The organism is Hyphomicrobium sp. LHD-15, assembly GCF_031157355.1.
In the GTDB taxonomy this organism is placed as follows: domain Bacteria; phylum Pseudomonadota; class Alphaproteobacteria; order Rhizobiales; family Hyphomicrobiaceae; genus Hyphomicrobium_C.
The window spans coordinates 500,134-516,374 of record NZ_JAVIFT010000002.1; the positions used below are offsets into that span (position 1 = coordinate 500,134).

Genomic DNA, 16,241 nt, shown 5'->3' on the forward strand with positions numbered 1-16,241 from the left:
GAAAGGCGCTCGCCGATCAGCGGGGGCGACGCGGACCGCCGCCAGGGCCGACGGACGAGGGCGGAGGCCCAGAGCGCGCGTCCTTGTGGCGGAAATTGATGCGACCCTTGGTAAGATCGTATGGCGTCATCTCGACCGTGACTTTGTCGCCGGCAAGAATGCGGATGCGGTTCTTCTTCATGCGCCCGGACGTGTAGGCGATCACTTCGTGTCCATTGTCGAGTTTAACGCGGCAGCGGGCGTCGGGAAGCACCTCCTCCACCACACCTTCGAACTCGAGCATTTCTTCTTTCGCCATTCAATCCCTCAAGCGATCCCGATCGCAGTAACTCAACTAGGTAATAGGAAATGCAAAAGCAACGGGGAGCAGACATCTCCGCTCCCCGTGCTCAACTGTATTTTCGCGACTTAGAGCGGACGCAGGTTGACGGCAGCGATCTTGCCGTTGCGGCCACGTTCGGTCTCGTAAGCGATCTTCTGTCCCTCGCGGAGAGTCTGAAGCCCGGCGCGCTCTACGGCCGAGATATGCACGAACACATCAGCGCCGCCTTCTTCGGGCTGAATGAATCCGTACCCCTTTTGACCGTTGAACCACTTAACAGTGCCGTTCGACATTATAGTGCCTCCAAAGCAGATCGTCATAGTCTCCGGACCCGATGACCGGAGATGCCATCAAATCGCGCGATGGAGACTTCTAGTTTCAGCGTGGGGCGCTGTCGCAGAGTGAACCCAAGGCGTGTTCGATGGCCTTATATGAACCGGCTTTTCTATAAAGGCAAGATGTTGCACAGAACGCTGACGGCATGATCTCTGAAGCACTGTCAGCATCTCAAAATTGAACAACATGAGTAAATAAGGATACTTCTCCAGCAAGTCTCCAGGGCGGGGGCGGTCCTGGATATTAATGCTGACCCAGCTGAGATGTTGTCATACTGCAGGGAAGTCTCTGGTCTGGATTGGTCTAGGAAATCCCAGTAAAGTTCTATTGGAGCTGACAAATTCTTCGATGCTCGCGGTGGCCGAGTTTGTGCTACATGGCATCAGGCGCGCGCCGCTGCTCCAAGGTTCTGAACTCCTTGTTGCAAATGCAGGGGCGCACCCGTATAAGTCCCGGCTGAGCCGCCCGGCGGGGCATGCCGTGGCGGCTTTTCATGCTTTTAAATCTGCGGATCCCGCAAGAAAGCATCCCTCGACGCGCTGCCTAAGGGCTTGGCGACGTGGAGGGTTTGTCCACCGCTTTTGCGGCCGGACTGCGGGTCGCTTCGTATTCTAAGGAGAGCAAAATGCCCAAGATGAAGACCAAGAGCGGCGCCAAAAAGCGCTTCAAAGTGACTGGGACCGGTAAGGTCAAGGCGGCTGCCCAGGGCAAACGCCACGGCATGATCAAACGTCACGCGAAGTTCATTCGCGATGCGCGCGGCACCATGGTGCTGAACGACAGCGACGCGAAGATCGTCAAGAAATACATGCCGTACGCCCGCTGAGCTTTCCAAAGCTCGCCGTTATCTCATTCCAGTCATAAGGACGTAAACCATGGCTCGCGTAAAACGCGGTGTTACCGCCCACGCCAAGCACAAAAAGGTTCTGAAGGCCGCCAAGGGCTACTATGGCCGCCGCAAGAGCACCATCCGCGTCGCCAAGCAGGCTGTCGAAAAGGCACTGCAGTATGGCTATCGCGATCGCAAGCGCCGCAAGCGCACGTTCCGCGCGCTCTGGATTCAGCGCATCAATGCCGCGACCCGCGAGCATGGCCTGACCTATGGCCGCTTTATCTTCGGCCTCTCGAAGGCGGGCATCGACATCGACCGCAAGGTGCTGGCCGATCTCGCCGTTCGCGATGCGGCTGCTTTCAAGGCGCTTGTCGACCAAGCGGCTGCAGCTGCAGGCAAGGCGGCCTGATCCTTCTTTCCTTGCTCGGAAGTCTTGGCCGCGCGATGACTGGGATGATCCCGGCGTCGGCGGCCTTTTCCTACGTGGCTCGTCCGAAGCCCGCGCAATGGTAGGCATGGAATGACTGGTACGACCGGAACTGGCACGATCGAACTCGATACACTCAAGAGCGAGCTCTTGGCCCAGATTGCGGCTGCGAAAGATCTCACGCAGCTCGAGGCCGTGCGCGTGACCGCGCTCGGCAAGAAGGGCGCGATCGCGGCGCAGATGTCGAAGCTCGCGACCTTGCCTCCCGAGGAGCGCAAAGCGTTCGGCGCCGCCAACAACGCGGTGAAAGAAGCGGTCACGCAGTCGCTCGACTTGCGCAAGGCGGATCTCGAAGGCGCAGCCCTCGAAGCTCGCCTCGAAAGCGAACGGGCCGACGTGACGCTGCCGGTGCGCCTCGGGCCGGAGGCGCTGGGGCGCATCCACCCGGTGAGCCAAGTCTTCGACGAGTGCGTCGAGATCTTCGCCGATCTCGGTTTCGACGTGGCCGAAGGGCCGGATATCGAAACCGACGAGATGAACTTCGACAAGCTCAACATTCCGGCCGAGCATCCCGCGCGGCAGGAGCACGACACGTTCTATTTTCCGGCCAAGCCCGACGGCTCGCGGCTGCTTCTGCGGACGCATACGAGCCCGGTGCAGATCCGCACCATGGTGAGCCGCAAGCCGCCGATCCGCATCATCGCGCCGGGGCGCGTCTATCGCAGCGACAGCGATCAGACGCACACGCCGATGTTCCATCAGATCGAAGGCCTCGTCATCGACGAGACGACCCACATGGGTCATCTCAAGTGGGTGCTCGAAGAGTTCTGCAAGGCGTTCTTTGAAGTGTCGGACGTGAAGATGCGCTTTCGCGCATCGCACTTTCCGTTCACCGAGCCGTCGATGGAAGTCGACATCGGTGCGGAAGCCATCGGCAAGCCGGGGCAGTGGCTCGAAATTCTCGGCTGCGGGATGGTGCATCCGAACGTGCTTCGGAATTGCGGGCTCGATCCCGACAAGTACCAGGGCTTCGCGTTCGGCATGGGGCTCGACCGGCTGACGATGCTGAAGTACGGCGTGCCGGATCTGCGCGCGTTTTTCGCGGCCGATCTCAGGTGGCTGCGCCACTACGGCTTTTCCGTGCTCGACGTTCCGACGCTCGGCGGCGGGTTGTCGAGCTGATTTTTCTCCCTCGCCCTCTGCCTGAAAGACCGGGAAGAGGGGATCACGGAGCACCCCATGAAGTTCACGCTCTCCTGGCTCAAGGACCATCTCAAGACCAAGGCGACGGTCGACGAGATCTCGACCAAGCTTTCGGCAATCGGGCTCGAGGTGGAAAGCGTCGAGGACCCGGCGGCCAAGCTCGGCGCGTTCCGCGTCGCGCGGATCGTGGAAGCCAAGCGCCATCCGAATGCCGACAAGCTGCAGGTGGTGCAGGTCGAGGTCGAGAAGGGGCAGCCGCTGCTGGAAGTGGTGTGCGGAGCGCCGAATGCGCGCGCCGGCATGATCAGCGTGTTCGCGCCGCTCGGCACCTACATTCCCGGCTCCAAGATCACGCTCGAGAAGAAGCCGGTACGCGGCGTCGTCTCGAACGGCATGATGTGCTCGGCGGCGGAGCTCGAGCTTGCCGCCGACAGCGAGGGCATTCTCGATCTTCCGGCCGAAATGGCCGAGCATGTGGGCGCCCGCTACATCGATGCGGCAGGTCTCAACGACCCGGTGTTCGAGGTGAAACTCACGCCGAACCGGCCGGACTGCACGGGCGTGCGCGGCATCGCGCGCGATCTCGCGGCGGCGGGGCTCGGGACGCTCAAGGACGAAAAGACGATCGCCGGCGTCGAGGGTGGCTTCGACAATCCGATCGCGATCGAGCTCGAATTCCCGAAGGGCGCGGAAAGCGCATGTCCGGTGTTTGCCGCCCGCCTCGTCAAAGGCGTTACCAATGGGCCTTCGCCCGAGTGGCTGCAGACGCGGCTGCGCGCCGTGGGGCTGCGGCCGATCAATGCGCTGGTCGATGTCACGAACTACATCAGCCAGGATCGCGGGCGGCCGTTGCACGTCTATGACGCCGACAAGCTCAAGGGCGCGGTGCGGGCACGACTCGGCAAGGCCGGCGAGACGTTCACCGGGCTCGACGGAAAAGAGCATACGGTCGACGAGACGATGTGCGTGATCGCCGACGACAGCGGCCCGCTCGCGCTTGGCGGCATCATCGGCGGAGAAGCTTCGGGTTCCACCGAGCAAACCACCAACGTGCTGATCGAGAGCGCGTATTTCGATCCGCTGCGCACGGCCGCGACGGGCCGCAAGACCGGTCTTGTGACGGATGCGCGTTATCGCTTCGAGCGCGGCGTCGATCCAGAGAGCGTGCTGGCGGGGCTCGATCTCGCGACGCAGATGATTCACAAGCTCTGCGGCGGCAAGCCGTCCAAGGCGACCGTTGCCGGTCATGTGCCGGACAACAAGCGCGCCATCGTGTTCGATATCGGCCGCGTGGAAAAGCTCTCGGGTCTTTCGCTGCCGGGCGCCGAAATCAAGACCATTCTCGAAACGCTTGGCTGTGTGCTGGTCGGCGAAGGGGATGTGGTGGAAGTCACGGCACCCTCGTGGCGGCCGGATATTCATGGTGCGGCGGATCTCGTGGAAGAGGTCGTGCGCATCGCCGGCATCGACCGCATTCCGGCGACGCCGTTGCCCCGCACTAGCGGCGTGTCGCGGGCGGTGCTCACCGACAAGCAGAAGCGTGCGCGCCGCGCCCGCCGTCTGCTGGCGGCCCGAGGCTTCGTGGAAGCCGTGACGTGGTCTTTCCTGCCCAAGCCGCAGGCCGAGACGTTCGGCGCGGGCAGCACGCTCGTAGAGCTTGCCAATCCGATTTCGGTGGATCTCGCGGTCATGCGGCCGAGCCTGCTGCCGGGCCTGGTGACGGCCGTCGAGCGCAACCGCAATCGCGGGTTCGCCGATGTGGCGCTGTTCGAGCTGGGCCAGGCCTATCGCGGAGAGACACCGCAGGATCAGTATCTGGCCGCGGCCGGCGTACGGGCCGGAACGGCAGGTGCTTCCGGTGGCGGACGCCATTGGGACGGCAAGGCGCAGGCGGTTTCGGTGTTCGACGCGAAGGCCGATGCGGTGGCCATCCTCACGGCGCTGGGTGTCGACCCCGCCAAGGCGCAGGTCACGCGCGATGCGCCGGCCTGGTATCACCCTGGGCGCTCCGGCACATTGCGGCTCGGTCCCAAGACCGTGCTCGCCTACTTCGGCGAGATCAATCCGAAGACGCTCGCCGTGCTCGACGTGGCGGGGCCGGTGGTCGGCTTCGAAGTGTTCATCGATGCGCTTCCGCCGGAGAAGCGGAAGAGCCGGGCCAAGGCGCCGCTCGATCAATCGGATCTGCTGGCGGTCAAGCGCGACTTCGCGTTCATCCTGGATCGCGGCGTTCATGCCGGTGATGTGGTGCGGGCCGCGCTCGGCGCCGACAAGGCGCTGATCGACAGCGTCACCGTGTTCGACGTGTTCGAGGGCGGCGCGCTCGCGGCCGAGGGCAAGAAATCCGTCGCGATCGAGGTCACGCTGCAACCCAAGACCGAGACGCTGACCGACAAGGCCATCGACGCGATCGCGCAGAAGGTCATCGCCGACGTGAAGAAGGCGACCGGCGGCGAAATCCGGAGCTAGGACGTTTCGTTTGTGCGGCGGGGGGCTGCCACGCTTCCGGTTCGCTCCGGGGCAGGCTCGCGGCTACGCTCCTCCTATCGATATTCTGTCGCCGTCCTTTAACGATTTCTGGTAATAGACTGCGCGGCTGGATAGGGCGCGATTGCTTCGCTTTGAAGCGAAATCTCGCTCTAAACTTTTGATGAGCCCAATGATTCACGCTTCGGACTGATGGGTCCGAAGCGATCATGGGCTGGGTGCGGGAGACACGAGATGGTTGCCGACGTCAGCGCGAGTGGTTCTGCTCCTCTGGTGATACCGAGGCCGGATTTGCATCACATCATCGTGGTTGGAGGCGGCGCAGGCGGGCTTGAGCTTGCGACGGCGCTGGGCGACAAGCTCGGCCGCGATACTTGGTTTCGCAAAAAGCGGGCTGCGATCACGCTCGTCGATCGTTCTCGCACGCACATCTGGAAGCCGCTGCTGCACGAAATCGCCGCCGGCAGCATGGATGTCGACCGGCACGAAGTCGAATACATGGCGCAGGGCCATTGGCACGGCTTCAAGTATCGCTACGGCGAGATGATCGGTCTCGATCGGGCGAAGAAGCTCGTGCATCTGGCGCGTACCGTCGATGAGGACGGGCGCGAAGTGACCCCCGATCGCTGGCTGCCTTACGATACGCTGGTTATTGCCGTCGGTAGCGTCTCGAATGATTTCGGCGTGACGGGTGTCAAGCAGCACGCTCTGATGCTCGATACGCCCGAGCAAGCCGAGCGCTTCAACCGCCGCCTCATCAATGCCTGCGTGCGCGCCAATACCCAGGCTACGCCGATCCGGCCCGAGCAGCTTCATGTCTCGATCATCGGGGCGGGTGCGACGGGTACGGAGTTGTCGGCGGAGCTGCACGGCACCGCGCGTGGCGTGGTGGCGTTCGGGCTCGACAAGATCAATCCTGAGAAAGATATCAAGATCACGCTGATTGAAGCTGCCGATCGGATCGTGCCGGCGCTGCCGCCGCGTATTTCTCAGGCTACAAAGGACATTCTGACGAACCTCAACGTGGACGTGCGCACCAATGCGCGCGTGACGGAAGTGACGGATACCGGCGTCAAGCTCGCCTCCGGCGATTTCATTCCGTCCGAACTCGTGGTCTGGGCCGCCGGCGTCAAGGGACCGGACGTTCTCAAGAACTTGGATGGCCTCGAGATCAGCCGCTCTACGCAGCTCGTCGTCAAACAGACGCTCGAGACCACACTCGATCCGGACATCTTCGCGATGGGCGATTGCGCCTATCTGGTTCCGCCCGGCGAGACGCTCCCTATTGCGCCGCGTGCGCAGGCGGCCCACCAGGAAGCCTCGCATCTCGTCAAGCAGATCGTGGCCCGACTGAACGGGCAGCCGCTCAAGCCTTTCAAGTATCGCGACTTCGGCTCGCTGGTGTCGCTCGGTCATTATTCGACCGTCGGAAGCCTCATGGGCTTCGTGACCGGACGGAACATGTTGATCGAGGGGTTCGTCGCCAAGCTCATGTATCGCTCGCTTTACAAGATGCACGAGACGGCGCTGCACGGATACTGGAAGGTGGCGCTGGATTCTGTTTCGCGCCTCCTGACGCGCCGGACGGAGCCGCACGTCAAGCTGCACTGAGAGGCAGCGGGCAACAGGCAGGCGGCAGGGAGCAGGCATCGGCAACATGGCGCAGGACGTACATGCGACCGGGCAATGCCTGTGTGGGGCCGTGCACTTCAGAGTCGCCGGGCCGCCGATCTGGATGGCGCAATGCCATTGCCGGGATTGCCAGCGCGCTTCCGGAACCGGGCACATGTCGAACGCCATCTTCAAGCTGGCGGATGTTGAGATCGTCGGCGAGACCGCGAGCTATGCGAGCGAGGCCGACAGCGGCGCTACTCTGGCGCGCCATTTCTGCCCGACGTGCGGGTCACGCCTGTTCAGCGTCAACTCGGCGCGGCCGTGGCTGATCATCATGGCGGTGGGTGCCTTCGACGACACGCGCTGGTTCAAGCCGCAGATGGTGCTCTACACCAAGAGCCGGGCGGCGTGGGACCACACCACCGATCAGGTTCCCAATTTCGAAGGCATGCCGCCGCCTCCGCCACCCAAGTCGTAGCTGCTCTGTCGTTCCAGGCCTTGTGCCCCGGACGTGAATCCTCGGCCTAAAGCCGAGGAGGGGCAGGCGTGCCGGCTGTTGCCTGGCTGCTTTCATACCGCTTTGGCGTCAGATCCATCCAATTTTACGAAACCCTTCAACTAGGAATTGACGGGGAGCTGTTAGGGTTTCTGCCACGGGTCAGAGGGCCTGCAGGAGGACGCTCCCGTGTGTGAGCTGAGCGCAGTCTTTATGTTCGTGATGGCGCACTTGGTGGCCTGGCATGCGCTGGGCGGCGGCTGGCGCGGTGCGGCGCGGGCGCCGTTCGCGGTGATGGTGCCGGCGGTCGCGCTCTTGGTGCTCAACGCCGTCTTCTACGATTCCTACCAGGGCCTGCTGCTTCGGCTCTGGGCGTTGATCAGCTGGGAATTTTTGTATCTGTTCGGCTATGTCACGCTACGGATGATGATGCGCTCTACCCCGGTTCGCTCGTAGCGAGTTCACAGCCTAGGGTTTGCCCTGCAGGTAACCGATCCGCCCGCCGGATTCCTCGCGCAGCCGTTCGAGATGCTTCAGAAGCTCGGCGGGATGCAGCGGGAGCCCCGTCGCTTTGACGCTGTCCTCCTCGAGATTGGCGAGGATCGGCATCAGCTGCTCGGCGGATTTGTGCAGCATCACGATGGTCGCCACGCAGTTGCGAGTCATGTTGCGCGGGACTTTCGGGATGACGCCCGAGAGCAGGTTTTTCGCGCGGTCCGAGAGATAGCTCGACAGTCGCCCGAAGACGGCAATCAGGCTCACGAAGAAGTCTTCGCGGAAGCGGTAGTCCCGCGTCTCCATCCATTCGAAGAACTTCGTCATGATCATATCCTGCCGGCGCAGGACGGGCGTGATGCGGTAGTCCTGCCATTCGGCCACGAGATCGAAGCGCGGATCGATGTCGATGTCGCCCGGCGCATAAGTCTCCCTGGCCTTGACGCCGATGCTCTTGAAGAACTCCCGGTTCTTGTTCTGGTCGAGCCGGGTCTTGAACGCCGGCACATCGATCGCGCCACCGCTGGCGTCGGCATAGGCCTGCGAGACGAGCTTGGCGCAGAACAGAGTTTTCCGGCCCTTGAGGCGCATCGTGAAATCATAAGGGATGTGCGGCGCCTTGCCGGTCTTGGTGGCTTCGATGCGCTCATAGGCGAGCTGGGCCGCCTTGGCTGCTATCTCGGCGTCCTTGAAGCGATAGAGAACCGCGCGGCCGAGGCCGTGGTCGAGAACATGGGCAAGCGAATTGATGACCGAGCCATCCTCGATCAGCGCTTCCACGACCCAGTGCTGGCCCTGTGGGTCGATGTAGATGATCGCGGTGTGGCTGAACTGCGTGTCGACATCGCCGATGCGCGCGATCGCTGCACTGTTGTGGGCGCTGCCACGAACGAGGATGACGTCGCCCGAGCGGAACGGGATGTTGTGGCCGTTGTAGAAGGCCGGGTTGACGAGGGTGTTGTGGGCGCTGCCCGAGAAACCGCGCTTGGTTTTTTCGTCGGCGACGAGGCGCGGATTTCCGGCGGCGATTTCGCCCAGGATGTCGCTTGCGTAACGGGCGAGGCGAAGTACGTCTCTCAGCGCCGTTTCGGCCGCGCGATCGAGCAAGCCGTTGGATTGCCAGGAGGCGATGCGGTCGCGCAGGCGGATGCGGGCGGCGAACAGGCTGTTCAGCAGATGCGGGGCAGCGCTTGCAATCTCGTAGCGGTCCGTGGCCACCACATCGGGGTCGTGAAGCGTCTGATAAAGCGTTTGCAGCGCGGCCGTGAGCTCGGCGGATGTTTCATAGCGCCCGTCTGCAACGGCGCTGATTTGTGAAAGCCGCTGTTCGATTCCGCTGATCACCGATCGCTGCACGGTATTCCCCCCGGTCCTGGTTCCGCCCCACTGGACATGTCGCAGTTTTTTACGACAGCAATCCGGGCCGGAAAATGCTCAGGCCCACATTATATCGCTGGGGCCGGGTGTTCCGGCCCCAGATCATCTTACGATCCCAATCGGCAGAGTGCGCAATATTGCGAGGCTTCGGCGGCGCATCGCGTTCGATCGTGGTAAAAACGCGCCGGAAGCTTTGCGTTCAGCCGCCCCTCAGTGCGGCCAGAAGGTCGGGGGTGGGGTAGGAATCCGCCGGCAGTTTGTATTTTAACTGCATGGCCTTGATGGCCTGGCGGCTTTTGAGGCCGATCAGCCCGTCGATCTCGCCGACGTCGAAACCGCGCTGGGTCAGGAGCCGTTGCAGCTCCTTGGCCTCCTCGATGTTCAGGACCGGGATGCCTTCACGGCCGCGACGCATCACGGGGGCGCCGTCAATACGGGTCGCGAGATAGGCGGCCGTCGTCGCGTAGTTGAGCGACTGGTTCCATTGCAGATAGACGTCGAAGTTAGGCAGGGCGAGGAAGGCCGGTCCGAAGCGGCCCATCGGCAATAGCAGAGATGCCTGCAGCGCATCGTTCTGGAGCGGCTCGCCGTTGGTCTGCTTCACCCCCCAGGCGGCCCATTTCGAGCGCGGATGCTTGATGGTGAGATCGGACTGATCCCATGGCAGATTTTCAGGAACGATGACCTCCTGCAGCCACGGCTCGTTTGGCCGCCAGCCGAGATGGTGCATGTAGTTCGCGGTGGTGCCGATGATGTCGGTTGCGTTGTCGAAGAGGTCTGGGCGGCCGTCGCCGTCATAGTCGATGGCGTGCTCAAGATAGCGCGTGGGCAGGAACTGGGTCTGGCCGATTTCGCCGGCCCAGGAGCCGATCATCGTGTCGGGGGTCATGTCGCCGCGATCGATGATCTGCAGGGCGGCTTTAAGCTCATCGCGGAACATCGGGCCGCGGCGGCAATCGTAGGCCAGTGTCACCAGCGAGCGCATGATCGGCAGCTTGCCCATGCCGGCGCCGAAGTCGCTTTCGAGCGCCCAGAAGCCGGTGATTACGGCTGGGTGGACGCCATATTCCTTGACGGCACGATCGAACGCAGCGCGGTTCTTCTGGATCTGCGCCCGCCCATTGGTCACGCGGTTGGGGGTCGCGAGCTTCGCTGAAAAGTCGAGGAAGCTCTGGGCGAAGAAGCCCTGGCGGCGATCGCGGGCGATGACGCCCTGGTCCGGCGTCATGCCGTCGAGGGCGAGCGAGATTGCGCGCTGGCTGATGCCTTCGGCGGCCGCCTCGCGCCGGAAGTCGCGCATCCAGGAGTCGAACGACCAGGAGGTTTTGCAATTGCGTGGCGCAGGGGGCGGCGGCAGACCCTTGGTCGAGACGCGGCCCGTTGCAGCGGGTACCGCCGGTGTCTGGACGGCCGCGGGCGTGGCGGCAGGGGGAGCGACTTCTGCGCTCGGTGCGGGGGCTTCTGCCGGTGCGGCGGCGGGCGCTGCGGCTGCGGCGGGAGCCGGCTGCTTTTTCTGCGGCTTTGCCTTGGGGGCGTCACGCGTGGGGCCGAACTCGATGCCCTGCGCCAGCGACGGTCCGTTTGCGACGGAGACCGAGAGAAGAGAGACGGCGGCGGCGGTTAGAACAGGAGCAAGGCGCATTTCGGTCCTTCCGAAGCTCAGTTTCGCCGCCACTCATGCCGACCGATATGGCGGCGTCAAGACGCCAGGACGTCTTGGAAGCCCGAAAAATGAAGGCGCAGGCTGGTGATGCCTGCGCCTTTGTAACCGTATGAGAGGGGTGTCTCAGCAGCGATCGCGGCAGGCTTGGCGGGCCGCCTCGGCCGCGGCGATGCAGACGGCGGTTGCGGCGCCGCCGGTATTTGCCGTGCACCATGCGACGGCTGCTGCGGCTACGGTGTCGCAAGCGGCTTTGCAAAGGTCTTTCAGCGGGTTCCACTGAGGCTCCAGCAGCGTTTCCGCCGTGAATTCAGGCACGCCGGGATCGCCGATGATCCGATCCGTTGCTCTCAATGCGCCGGTGGCCCTCAGGCCGGAGACAATCTTCTCCTTTTCGGCTTCCGAAACGTTATCCCATTGATGTTTATTGACTTTAATATCCGTCATGACGTCCTCACTCTAAGGATGCAGAGACGGCTTTAGTTAAATCTTAAATTGTATTTTTCATCAATCACAATTAGAGGCTGTCTCCCTTCGAGTCTGATCGTTTTGGGCGGCAATTCGTGTCCGCTCGGTGCTGCGATCTCCCTTTTTCCTCGGCGTGCGAGGTGATAAGCACGCGCGCATGACCGACATCTCATTGATCCGAAATTTCTCCATCATCGCGCACATCGATCACGGCAAGTCGACGCTGTCGGACCGGCTGATCCAAATCTGCGGCAACGTCTCGAACCGCGAGATGAAAGAGCAGATCCTCGATTCCATGGATATCGAGCGCGAGCGGGGCATCACCATCAAGGCGCAGACCGTGCGCCTCGACTACAAGCACTCGGACGGAAAAATCTATCAGCTCAATCTGATGGATACGCCCGGGCACGTGGACTTCGCCTACGAGGTGTCGCGCTCATTGGCGGCCTGCGAAGGCGCAATCCTGGTCGTGGACGCAAGCCAGGGCGTGGAAGCGCAGACGCTCGCCAACGTGTACCAGGCGCTCGACAACGACCTCGAGATCCTGCCGGTCCTGAACAAGGTCGACCTGCCGTCGGCGGACGAAGACCGCGTGAAGCAGCAGATCGAAGACGTCATCGGCATCGACGCTTCGGAAGCGATCGGCGTTTCGGCGAAGACCGGCCTCAACGTGGAAGCCGTGCTCGGGGCGATCGTGGAGCGTCTTCCGCCGCCCAAGGGCGATCCGGACAAGCCGCTCAAGGCCATGCTGGTCGATAGCTGGTACGACGCGTACCTCGGCGTCGTGGTTCTGGTCCGCATCATCGACGGCACGCTCAAGCGTGGCCAGAAGGTGCAGATGATGGCGACGGGCGGCCACTATCAGGTGGAGCGCATCGGCATTTTCCGGCCCAAGCAGGAAATGCTCACGGAGCTGGGGCCGGGCGAGGTCGGCTTCTTCACGGCCGCGATCAAGGAAGTGGCCGATACGCGTGTCGGCGACACCGTCACCGACGAGAAGAACCCGACGCCGGAGCCGCTGCCGGGCTTCAAGCCGGCGCAGCCGGTGGTGTTCTGCGGTCTGTTTCCGGTCGATGCGGCCGACTTCGAGGATCTGCGCGATGCGATGGGGCGGTTGCGCCTCAACGACGCGAGCTTCTCGTTCGAGACCGAGACTTCGGCGGCGCTGGGCTTCGGCTTCCGTTGCGGTTTCCTCGGGCTCCTGCATCTCGAGATCATCACCGAGCGCTTGGAGCGCGAGTTCAATCTCGATCTCATTACGACCGCGCCGTCGGTCATCTATCACCTGCACATGACCGATGGATCGATGGTCGAGCTGCACAATCCGGCCGACATGCCGGATACGGTGCGCATCGATCATATCGAAGAGCCCTGGATCGAGGCGACGATCCTCGTGCCGGACGAATATCTCGGCGCGGTGCTGAAGCTTTGCCAGGACCGCCGGGGCCGCCAGAAGCAGCTCACCTACGTCGGCACGCGCGCCATGCTGATCTACGAACTGCCGCTCAACGAAGTGGTGTTCGACTTCTACGACCGGCTGAAGTCGGTCTCGCGCGGCTATGCGTCGTTCGACTATCACATCAAGGGCTACGAGGAGAACGAGCTCGTCAAGCTGTCTATCCTCGTCAACGACGAGCCGGTGGATGCGCTTTCTATGATCGTGCACCGGACGCGGGCGGAGAGCCGGGGACGCGCGATGTGCGAGAAGCTCAAGGAGCTGATCCGCCCGCACCTGTTCAAGATTCCGATCCAGGCGGCGATCGGCGGCAAGGTCATTGCGCGCGAGACCATCAGCGCGCTTCGCAAGGACGTGATCGCCAAGTGCTATGGCGGCGACATTACCCGCAAGCGCAAGCTGCTCGACAAGCAGAAGGCCGGCAAGAAGAAGATGCGCGAGTTCGGCAAGGTCGAGATCCCGCAGGAAGCCTTCATTGCCGCGCTCAAGATGGACGAGAACTAGAGCTAGGCGGGCGGCGCCTCATTCGTCCATTCAGGCAACGGCTAACCACTATCGGCGCAGAGCTAGAGGCAAACGTTCGCAGGTCTCGTTGTTCGGCTGCTTTTTCTGATCGTCACACTCATTGTTCTACAAACACACATCAACGGAGGATATCCCATGCCCACGCTTTCCGATCGTCGCCGCAAGCAAATTCAGGCTCGCCAGCGCAAGGCCAAGAACGCGCTGAAGCGCGAAGCGAAGGCTGCAAAGCGCGAGCGCAACAAGGCGAAGTGAGACCTTGCGGTTCGGTTCAAAATGAAGGCCCTCCGGAAGGAGGGCCTTTTTTCGTGTCGGTTGGGATAGATGGAGGCTAGACCGGGGTCCGGGGCTACCGGTTTTGTCATCCTCGGTCAGCTCTGGAGCATGATTGCCTTTGTTTGACTGGCAATCACGCTCCAGCTTTTTTGGTGAGACCGATGATTCACGCTTCAGACTTTTCCTGCGCTGCCGATTCACGTCGCGCCCGATAGGGGCCGCGACGATCGGAGCGCGTGGGCCCGAAGCGATCATGGTCTGGGCGTCGCTACTCCGCGGCGGTGTCGAAGGCGTCGCTCTCGATCATCGGGAGCGTGAGGGCGTCGATCTCGTCGAGAGCCTTGCCGGCGATGCCCTGCACGTCGCCGTACATGCCGACAGTCGCTTCGATCACACCCTTGATCTGTGCTTCGCGCTTGGCCCAAAGCCGCGTCATCGCCTTTCGCTCGCGATCGAGATCGGCCTGCATGTCGGTGAACTTCTCGACAATCGCCTCGACGCGATGGCGGAAACGCGGCCCCGTGAGATAGTCGTAGACCATCTCCATCTTGGTCTCTTGGCCTACCCTGGCGTGACGGGCGGACGCGAGTTCAATCAGGGACTGGCGCAGCGCGATGGCAACCGGAATTGCGATGCGCGATTCCACCACCCAAACGCCGTCGATGAGATCGAAGCCCACGACATCCTTCGGAAGCGCATTGGAGACCAGAAGCGCCATGTCGGCTTTCGCCGCGCGCTGATCCCCGCGCAGTTTTGCGAGCCAGCCGTCGCTCCAGTTCTTGGTGCGTTTCGATTCCCAAAGGATCGTGCCGCACGGCTGATCGAGCGGCCCCATCACCCTTTGCAGCACGTCGCCGCCGAATTCGCCCTTCGGCACCGGCTCGATGAGATCGCGCGGGAACTTTCCGCGCAAAGTTTTCTCAAGCTCCAGCTCCAACGCTTCGCCCTGAAGCTGCTGCGAGCCCTGCTCGGCCTTGCGCTTCAGATCCTCGATCTGGCGCTGCATCGAGGAAATCTGCTCTTCCTTTTCGAGCACCTTGAGCTTGAGGCCGTCCTCGGCTTCCTGCCGGGCTTTCTGGCGCACGTCGCCGAGCGATTCCTGCACGCGCTTCTCGATGGTGAGGTCCATCTCGCGCTTGGCGTCGTCGAGCTCGCGCTGCTTGCGGATCAGATCCGCCTGCGCCTTCTGCGCTTCGGCGAGTTTGCCGTCGCGCTCGCGTAGCACGTCCTGCAGATCCGCGAGCTGCTTGTTCTTTTGCTCGATGTCGGATGCGGCCAGCAGTTTGGCCTTCTTGGTTTCTTCGGCGGAGATGCGCTCGCGCTCGGCGGCCACGCGGGCCGCGATCTCGTCGCCTAACGATGCCTTTTCCTTATCGAGTGCCGCTTTCTGACCGCGTATCTCGGCTTCGCGCTTGGCGACCTCGGCATCCTTCGCCGACAACGCCTGTTCGAACTTTTTGCGCGTCACCGCGATGAGGGGCGCGGCGAGCTGCTCCGTCAGGTGAATTTCGGTGCTGCAGTTCGGACATTTGATTGTGGGTTCGGTCATGCCGTCCTTCCAAGCGCATTTTGATAAGACCAATCACGGTCTTTAGTGAGACCGATGATTCACGCTTCGGATTGTTAGGATCCGAAGCGATCATGGTCTCGGGATGCAGAAGCGCGAATCCATTACGTGCCCCGAGCGTTCCCTGCGGCGCGCTTGGGGTGCAACCAGTGCTGTGATGTCGCGAGTCTATGTTCTCTAAATGTTCTCACTCTTTCCCCGCTCCGTCAACAGCAATCTCGCCACCGCGTGGGCGATGCAAGTTGAGGGCGGGGAGGCCCGAGTTCCGGGAGGCGTGTCACTTGCCGCGTTTGGCGAGCCACTCCTTCATGAAGGCAATCTCTCCGGCCTGGGCTTTGATGACCTCCTCGGCGAGCTTTCGCACTTCAGGGTCTTTCCCGTACTTCAGCGCGACCTCGGCCATGGCGACGGCGCCTTCGTGGTGGGGGATCATGCCGCGCATGAAATCGACATCGGCATCTCCCGTGAGCGGGATCGACATGTCGGCGTGCATCTTCGCGTTTGCAGCCTCGTAGGCCTTCACGACATCGCTTGCGGGCTGCGTGGTTGCTTGCGCGGGCTGCTCATGGCCATGGTGCGCGTGGGGATCGTCAGCCAGGGCCGACCAGGCGAGGGCGCCAGCGAGCGAGAGCGTTGCGAGGGAAAGAGCAGTCGAGCGTATCATGGAGTCTCCGAGGGTGATGATGTCGGTTGCGCCGATGAC

The 16,241-nt window shown here is 62.5% G+C and carries 15 protein-coding genes; 8 read left to right on the top strand and 7 right to left on the bottom strand.

The window, feature by feature from the left end; all coding sequences use genetic code 11:
- Positions 1-16: 16 nt before the first annotated feature.
- Positions 17-298 (bottom strand): translation initiation factor IF-1, encoded by a 282-nt coding sequence (gene infA / locus RCO24_RS08980; RefSeq protein WP_026867740.1) that lies wholly within the window; start codon positions 296-298, stop codon positions 17-19.
- Between the two features lie 110 nt (positions 299-408).
- Positions 409-615 (bottom strand): cold-shock protein, encoded by a 207-nt coding sequence (locus tag RCO24_RS08985; protein WP_020084059.1) that lies wholly within the window; start codon positions 613-615, stop codon positions 409-411.
- A gap of 668 nt (positions 616-1,283) precedes the next feature.
- On the opposite strand from RCO24_RS08985, the gene rpmI reads away from it, so the two are divergent.
- The 7 genes from rpmI to RCO24_RS09020 all read left to right on the top strand — a co-directional run bounded on the left by rpmI (position 1,284) and on the right by RCO24_RS09020 (position 8,173).
- Entirely contained in the window at positions 1,284-1,484 is a 201-nt protein-coding gene (gene rpmI / locus RCO24_RS08990; RefSeq protein WP_308961506.1) for a 50S ribosomal protein L35, read from the top strand.
- A 49-nt stretch (positions 1,485-1,533) separates the two neighbouring features.
- The gene (gene rplT, locus RCO24_RS08995) at positions 1,534-1,899 is read left to right on the top strand and encodes a 50S ribosomal protein L20 (RefSeq protein ID WP_308961507.1); all 366 of its coding nucleotides are present in this window, start codon (positions 1,534-1,536) and stop codon (positions 1,897-1,899) included.
- Between the two features lie 111 nt (positions 1,900-2,010).
- The gene (gene pheS / locus RCO24_RS09000) at positions 2,011-3,099 is read left to right on the top strand and encodes a phenylalanine--tRNA ligase subunit alpha (protein ID WP_308961508.1); all 1,089 of its coding nucleotides are present in this window, start codon (positions 2,011-2,013) and stop codon (positions 3,097-3,099) included.
- A gap of 57 nt (positions 3,100-3,156) precedes the next feature.
- Complete coding sequence (pheT, locus tag RCO24_RS09005; RefSeq protein WP_308961509.1) at positions 3,157-5,589, top strand: phenylalanine--tRNA ligase subunit beta; 2,433 nt, start codon at positions 3,157-3,159, stop codon at positions 5,587-5,589.
- 252 nt (positions 5,590-5,841) lie between these two features.
- Positions 5,842-7,218: an NAD(P)/FAD-dependent oxidoreductase gene (locus RCO24_RS09010; protein WP_308961510.1), complete on the top strand. Its 1,377-nt coding sequence runs from the start codon at positions 5,842-5,844 to the stop codon at positions 7,216-7,218.
- A gap of 124 nt (positions 7,219-7,342) precedes the next feature.
- Positions 7,343-7,699 carry a GFA family protein gene (locus RCO24_RS09015; RefSeq protein ID WP_308962409.1) on the top strand — a complete coding sequence of 119 codons (357 nt, stop codon included), beginning with the start codon at positions 7,343-7,345 and terminating at the stop codon, positions 7,697-7,699.
- A gap of 207 nt (positions 7,700-7,906) precedes the next feature.
- Complete coding sequence (locus RCO24_RS09020) at positions 7,907-8,173, top strand: hypothetical protein (RefSeq protein WP_308961511.1); 267 nt, start codon at positions 7,907-7,909, stop codon at positions 8,171-8,173.
- A 12-nt stretch (positions 8,174-8,185) separates the two neighbouring features.
- Here RCO24_RS09020 and RCO24_RS09025 read toward each other — a convergent pair whose 3' ends face one another.
- From RCO24_RS09025 to RCO24_RS09035, 3 genes are all read right to left on the bottom strand, one after another.
- Positions 8,186-9,568 carry a YiiX/YebB-like N1pC/P60 family cysteine hydrolase gene (locus RCO24_RS09025; RefSeq protein WP_308961513.1) on the bottom strand — a complete coding sequence of 461 codons (1,383 nt, stop codon included), beginning with the start codon at positions 9,566-9,568 and terminating at the stop codon, positions 8,186-8,188.
- Positions 9,569-9,788: 220 nt separating this feature from the next.
- On the bottom strand, positions 9,789-11,159 hold the full coding sequence (locus RCO24_RS09030; RefSeq protein ID WP_374990950.1) for a lytic murein transglycosylase: 1,371 nt from the start codon (positions 11,157-11,159) through the stop codon (positions 9,789-9,791).
- Positions 11,160-11,375: 216 nt separating this feature from the next.
- Positions 11,376-11,696: a hypothetical protein gene (locus RCO24_RS09035; RefSeq protein WP_308961515.1), complete on the bottom strand. Its 321-nt coding sequence runs from the start codon at positions 11,694-11,696 to the stop codon at positions 11,376-11,378.
- 178 nt (positions 11,697-11,874) lie between these two features.
- Between RCO24_RS09035 and lepA the strand changes: the two genes are divergently transcribed.
- Positions 11,875-13,677 (top strand): translation elongation factor 4, encoded by a 1,803-nt coding sequence (gene lepA / locus RCO24_RS09040; RefSeq protein WP_308961516.1) that lies wholly within the window; start codon positions 11,875-11,877, stop codon positions 13,675-13,677.
- A gap of 562 nt (positions 13,678-14,239) precedes the next feature.
- Here the strand turns inward: lepA and RCO24_RS09045 are convergent.
- Together RCO24_RS09045 and RCO24_RS09050 are read right to left on the bottom strand one after the other, a co-directional pair.
- Positions 14,240-15,520 carry a DUF2130 domain-containing protein gene (locus RCO24_RS09045; RefSeq protein ID WP_308961517.1) on the bottom strand — a complete coding sequence of 427 codons (1,281 nt, stop codon included), beginning with the start codon at positions 15,518-15,520 and terminating at the stop codon, positions 14,240-14,242.
- A 295-nt stretch (positions 15,521-15,815) separates the two neighbouring features.
- Complete coding sequence (locus RCO24_RS09050; RefSeq protein ID WP_308961518.1) at positions 15,816-16,202, bottom strand: DUF305 domain-containing protein; 387 nt, start codon at positions 16,200-16,202, stop codon at positions 15,816-15,818.
- Positions 16,203-16,241: the final 39 nt, after the last annotated feature.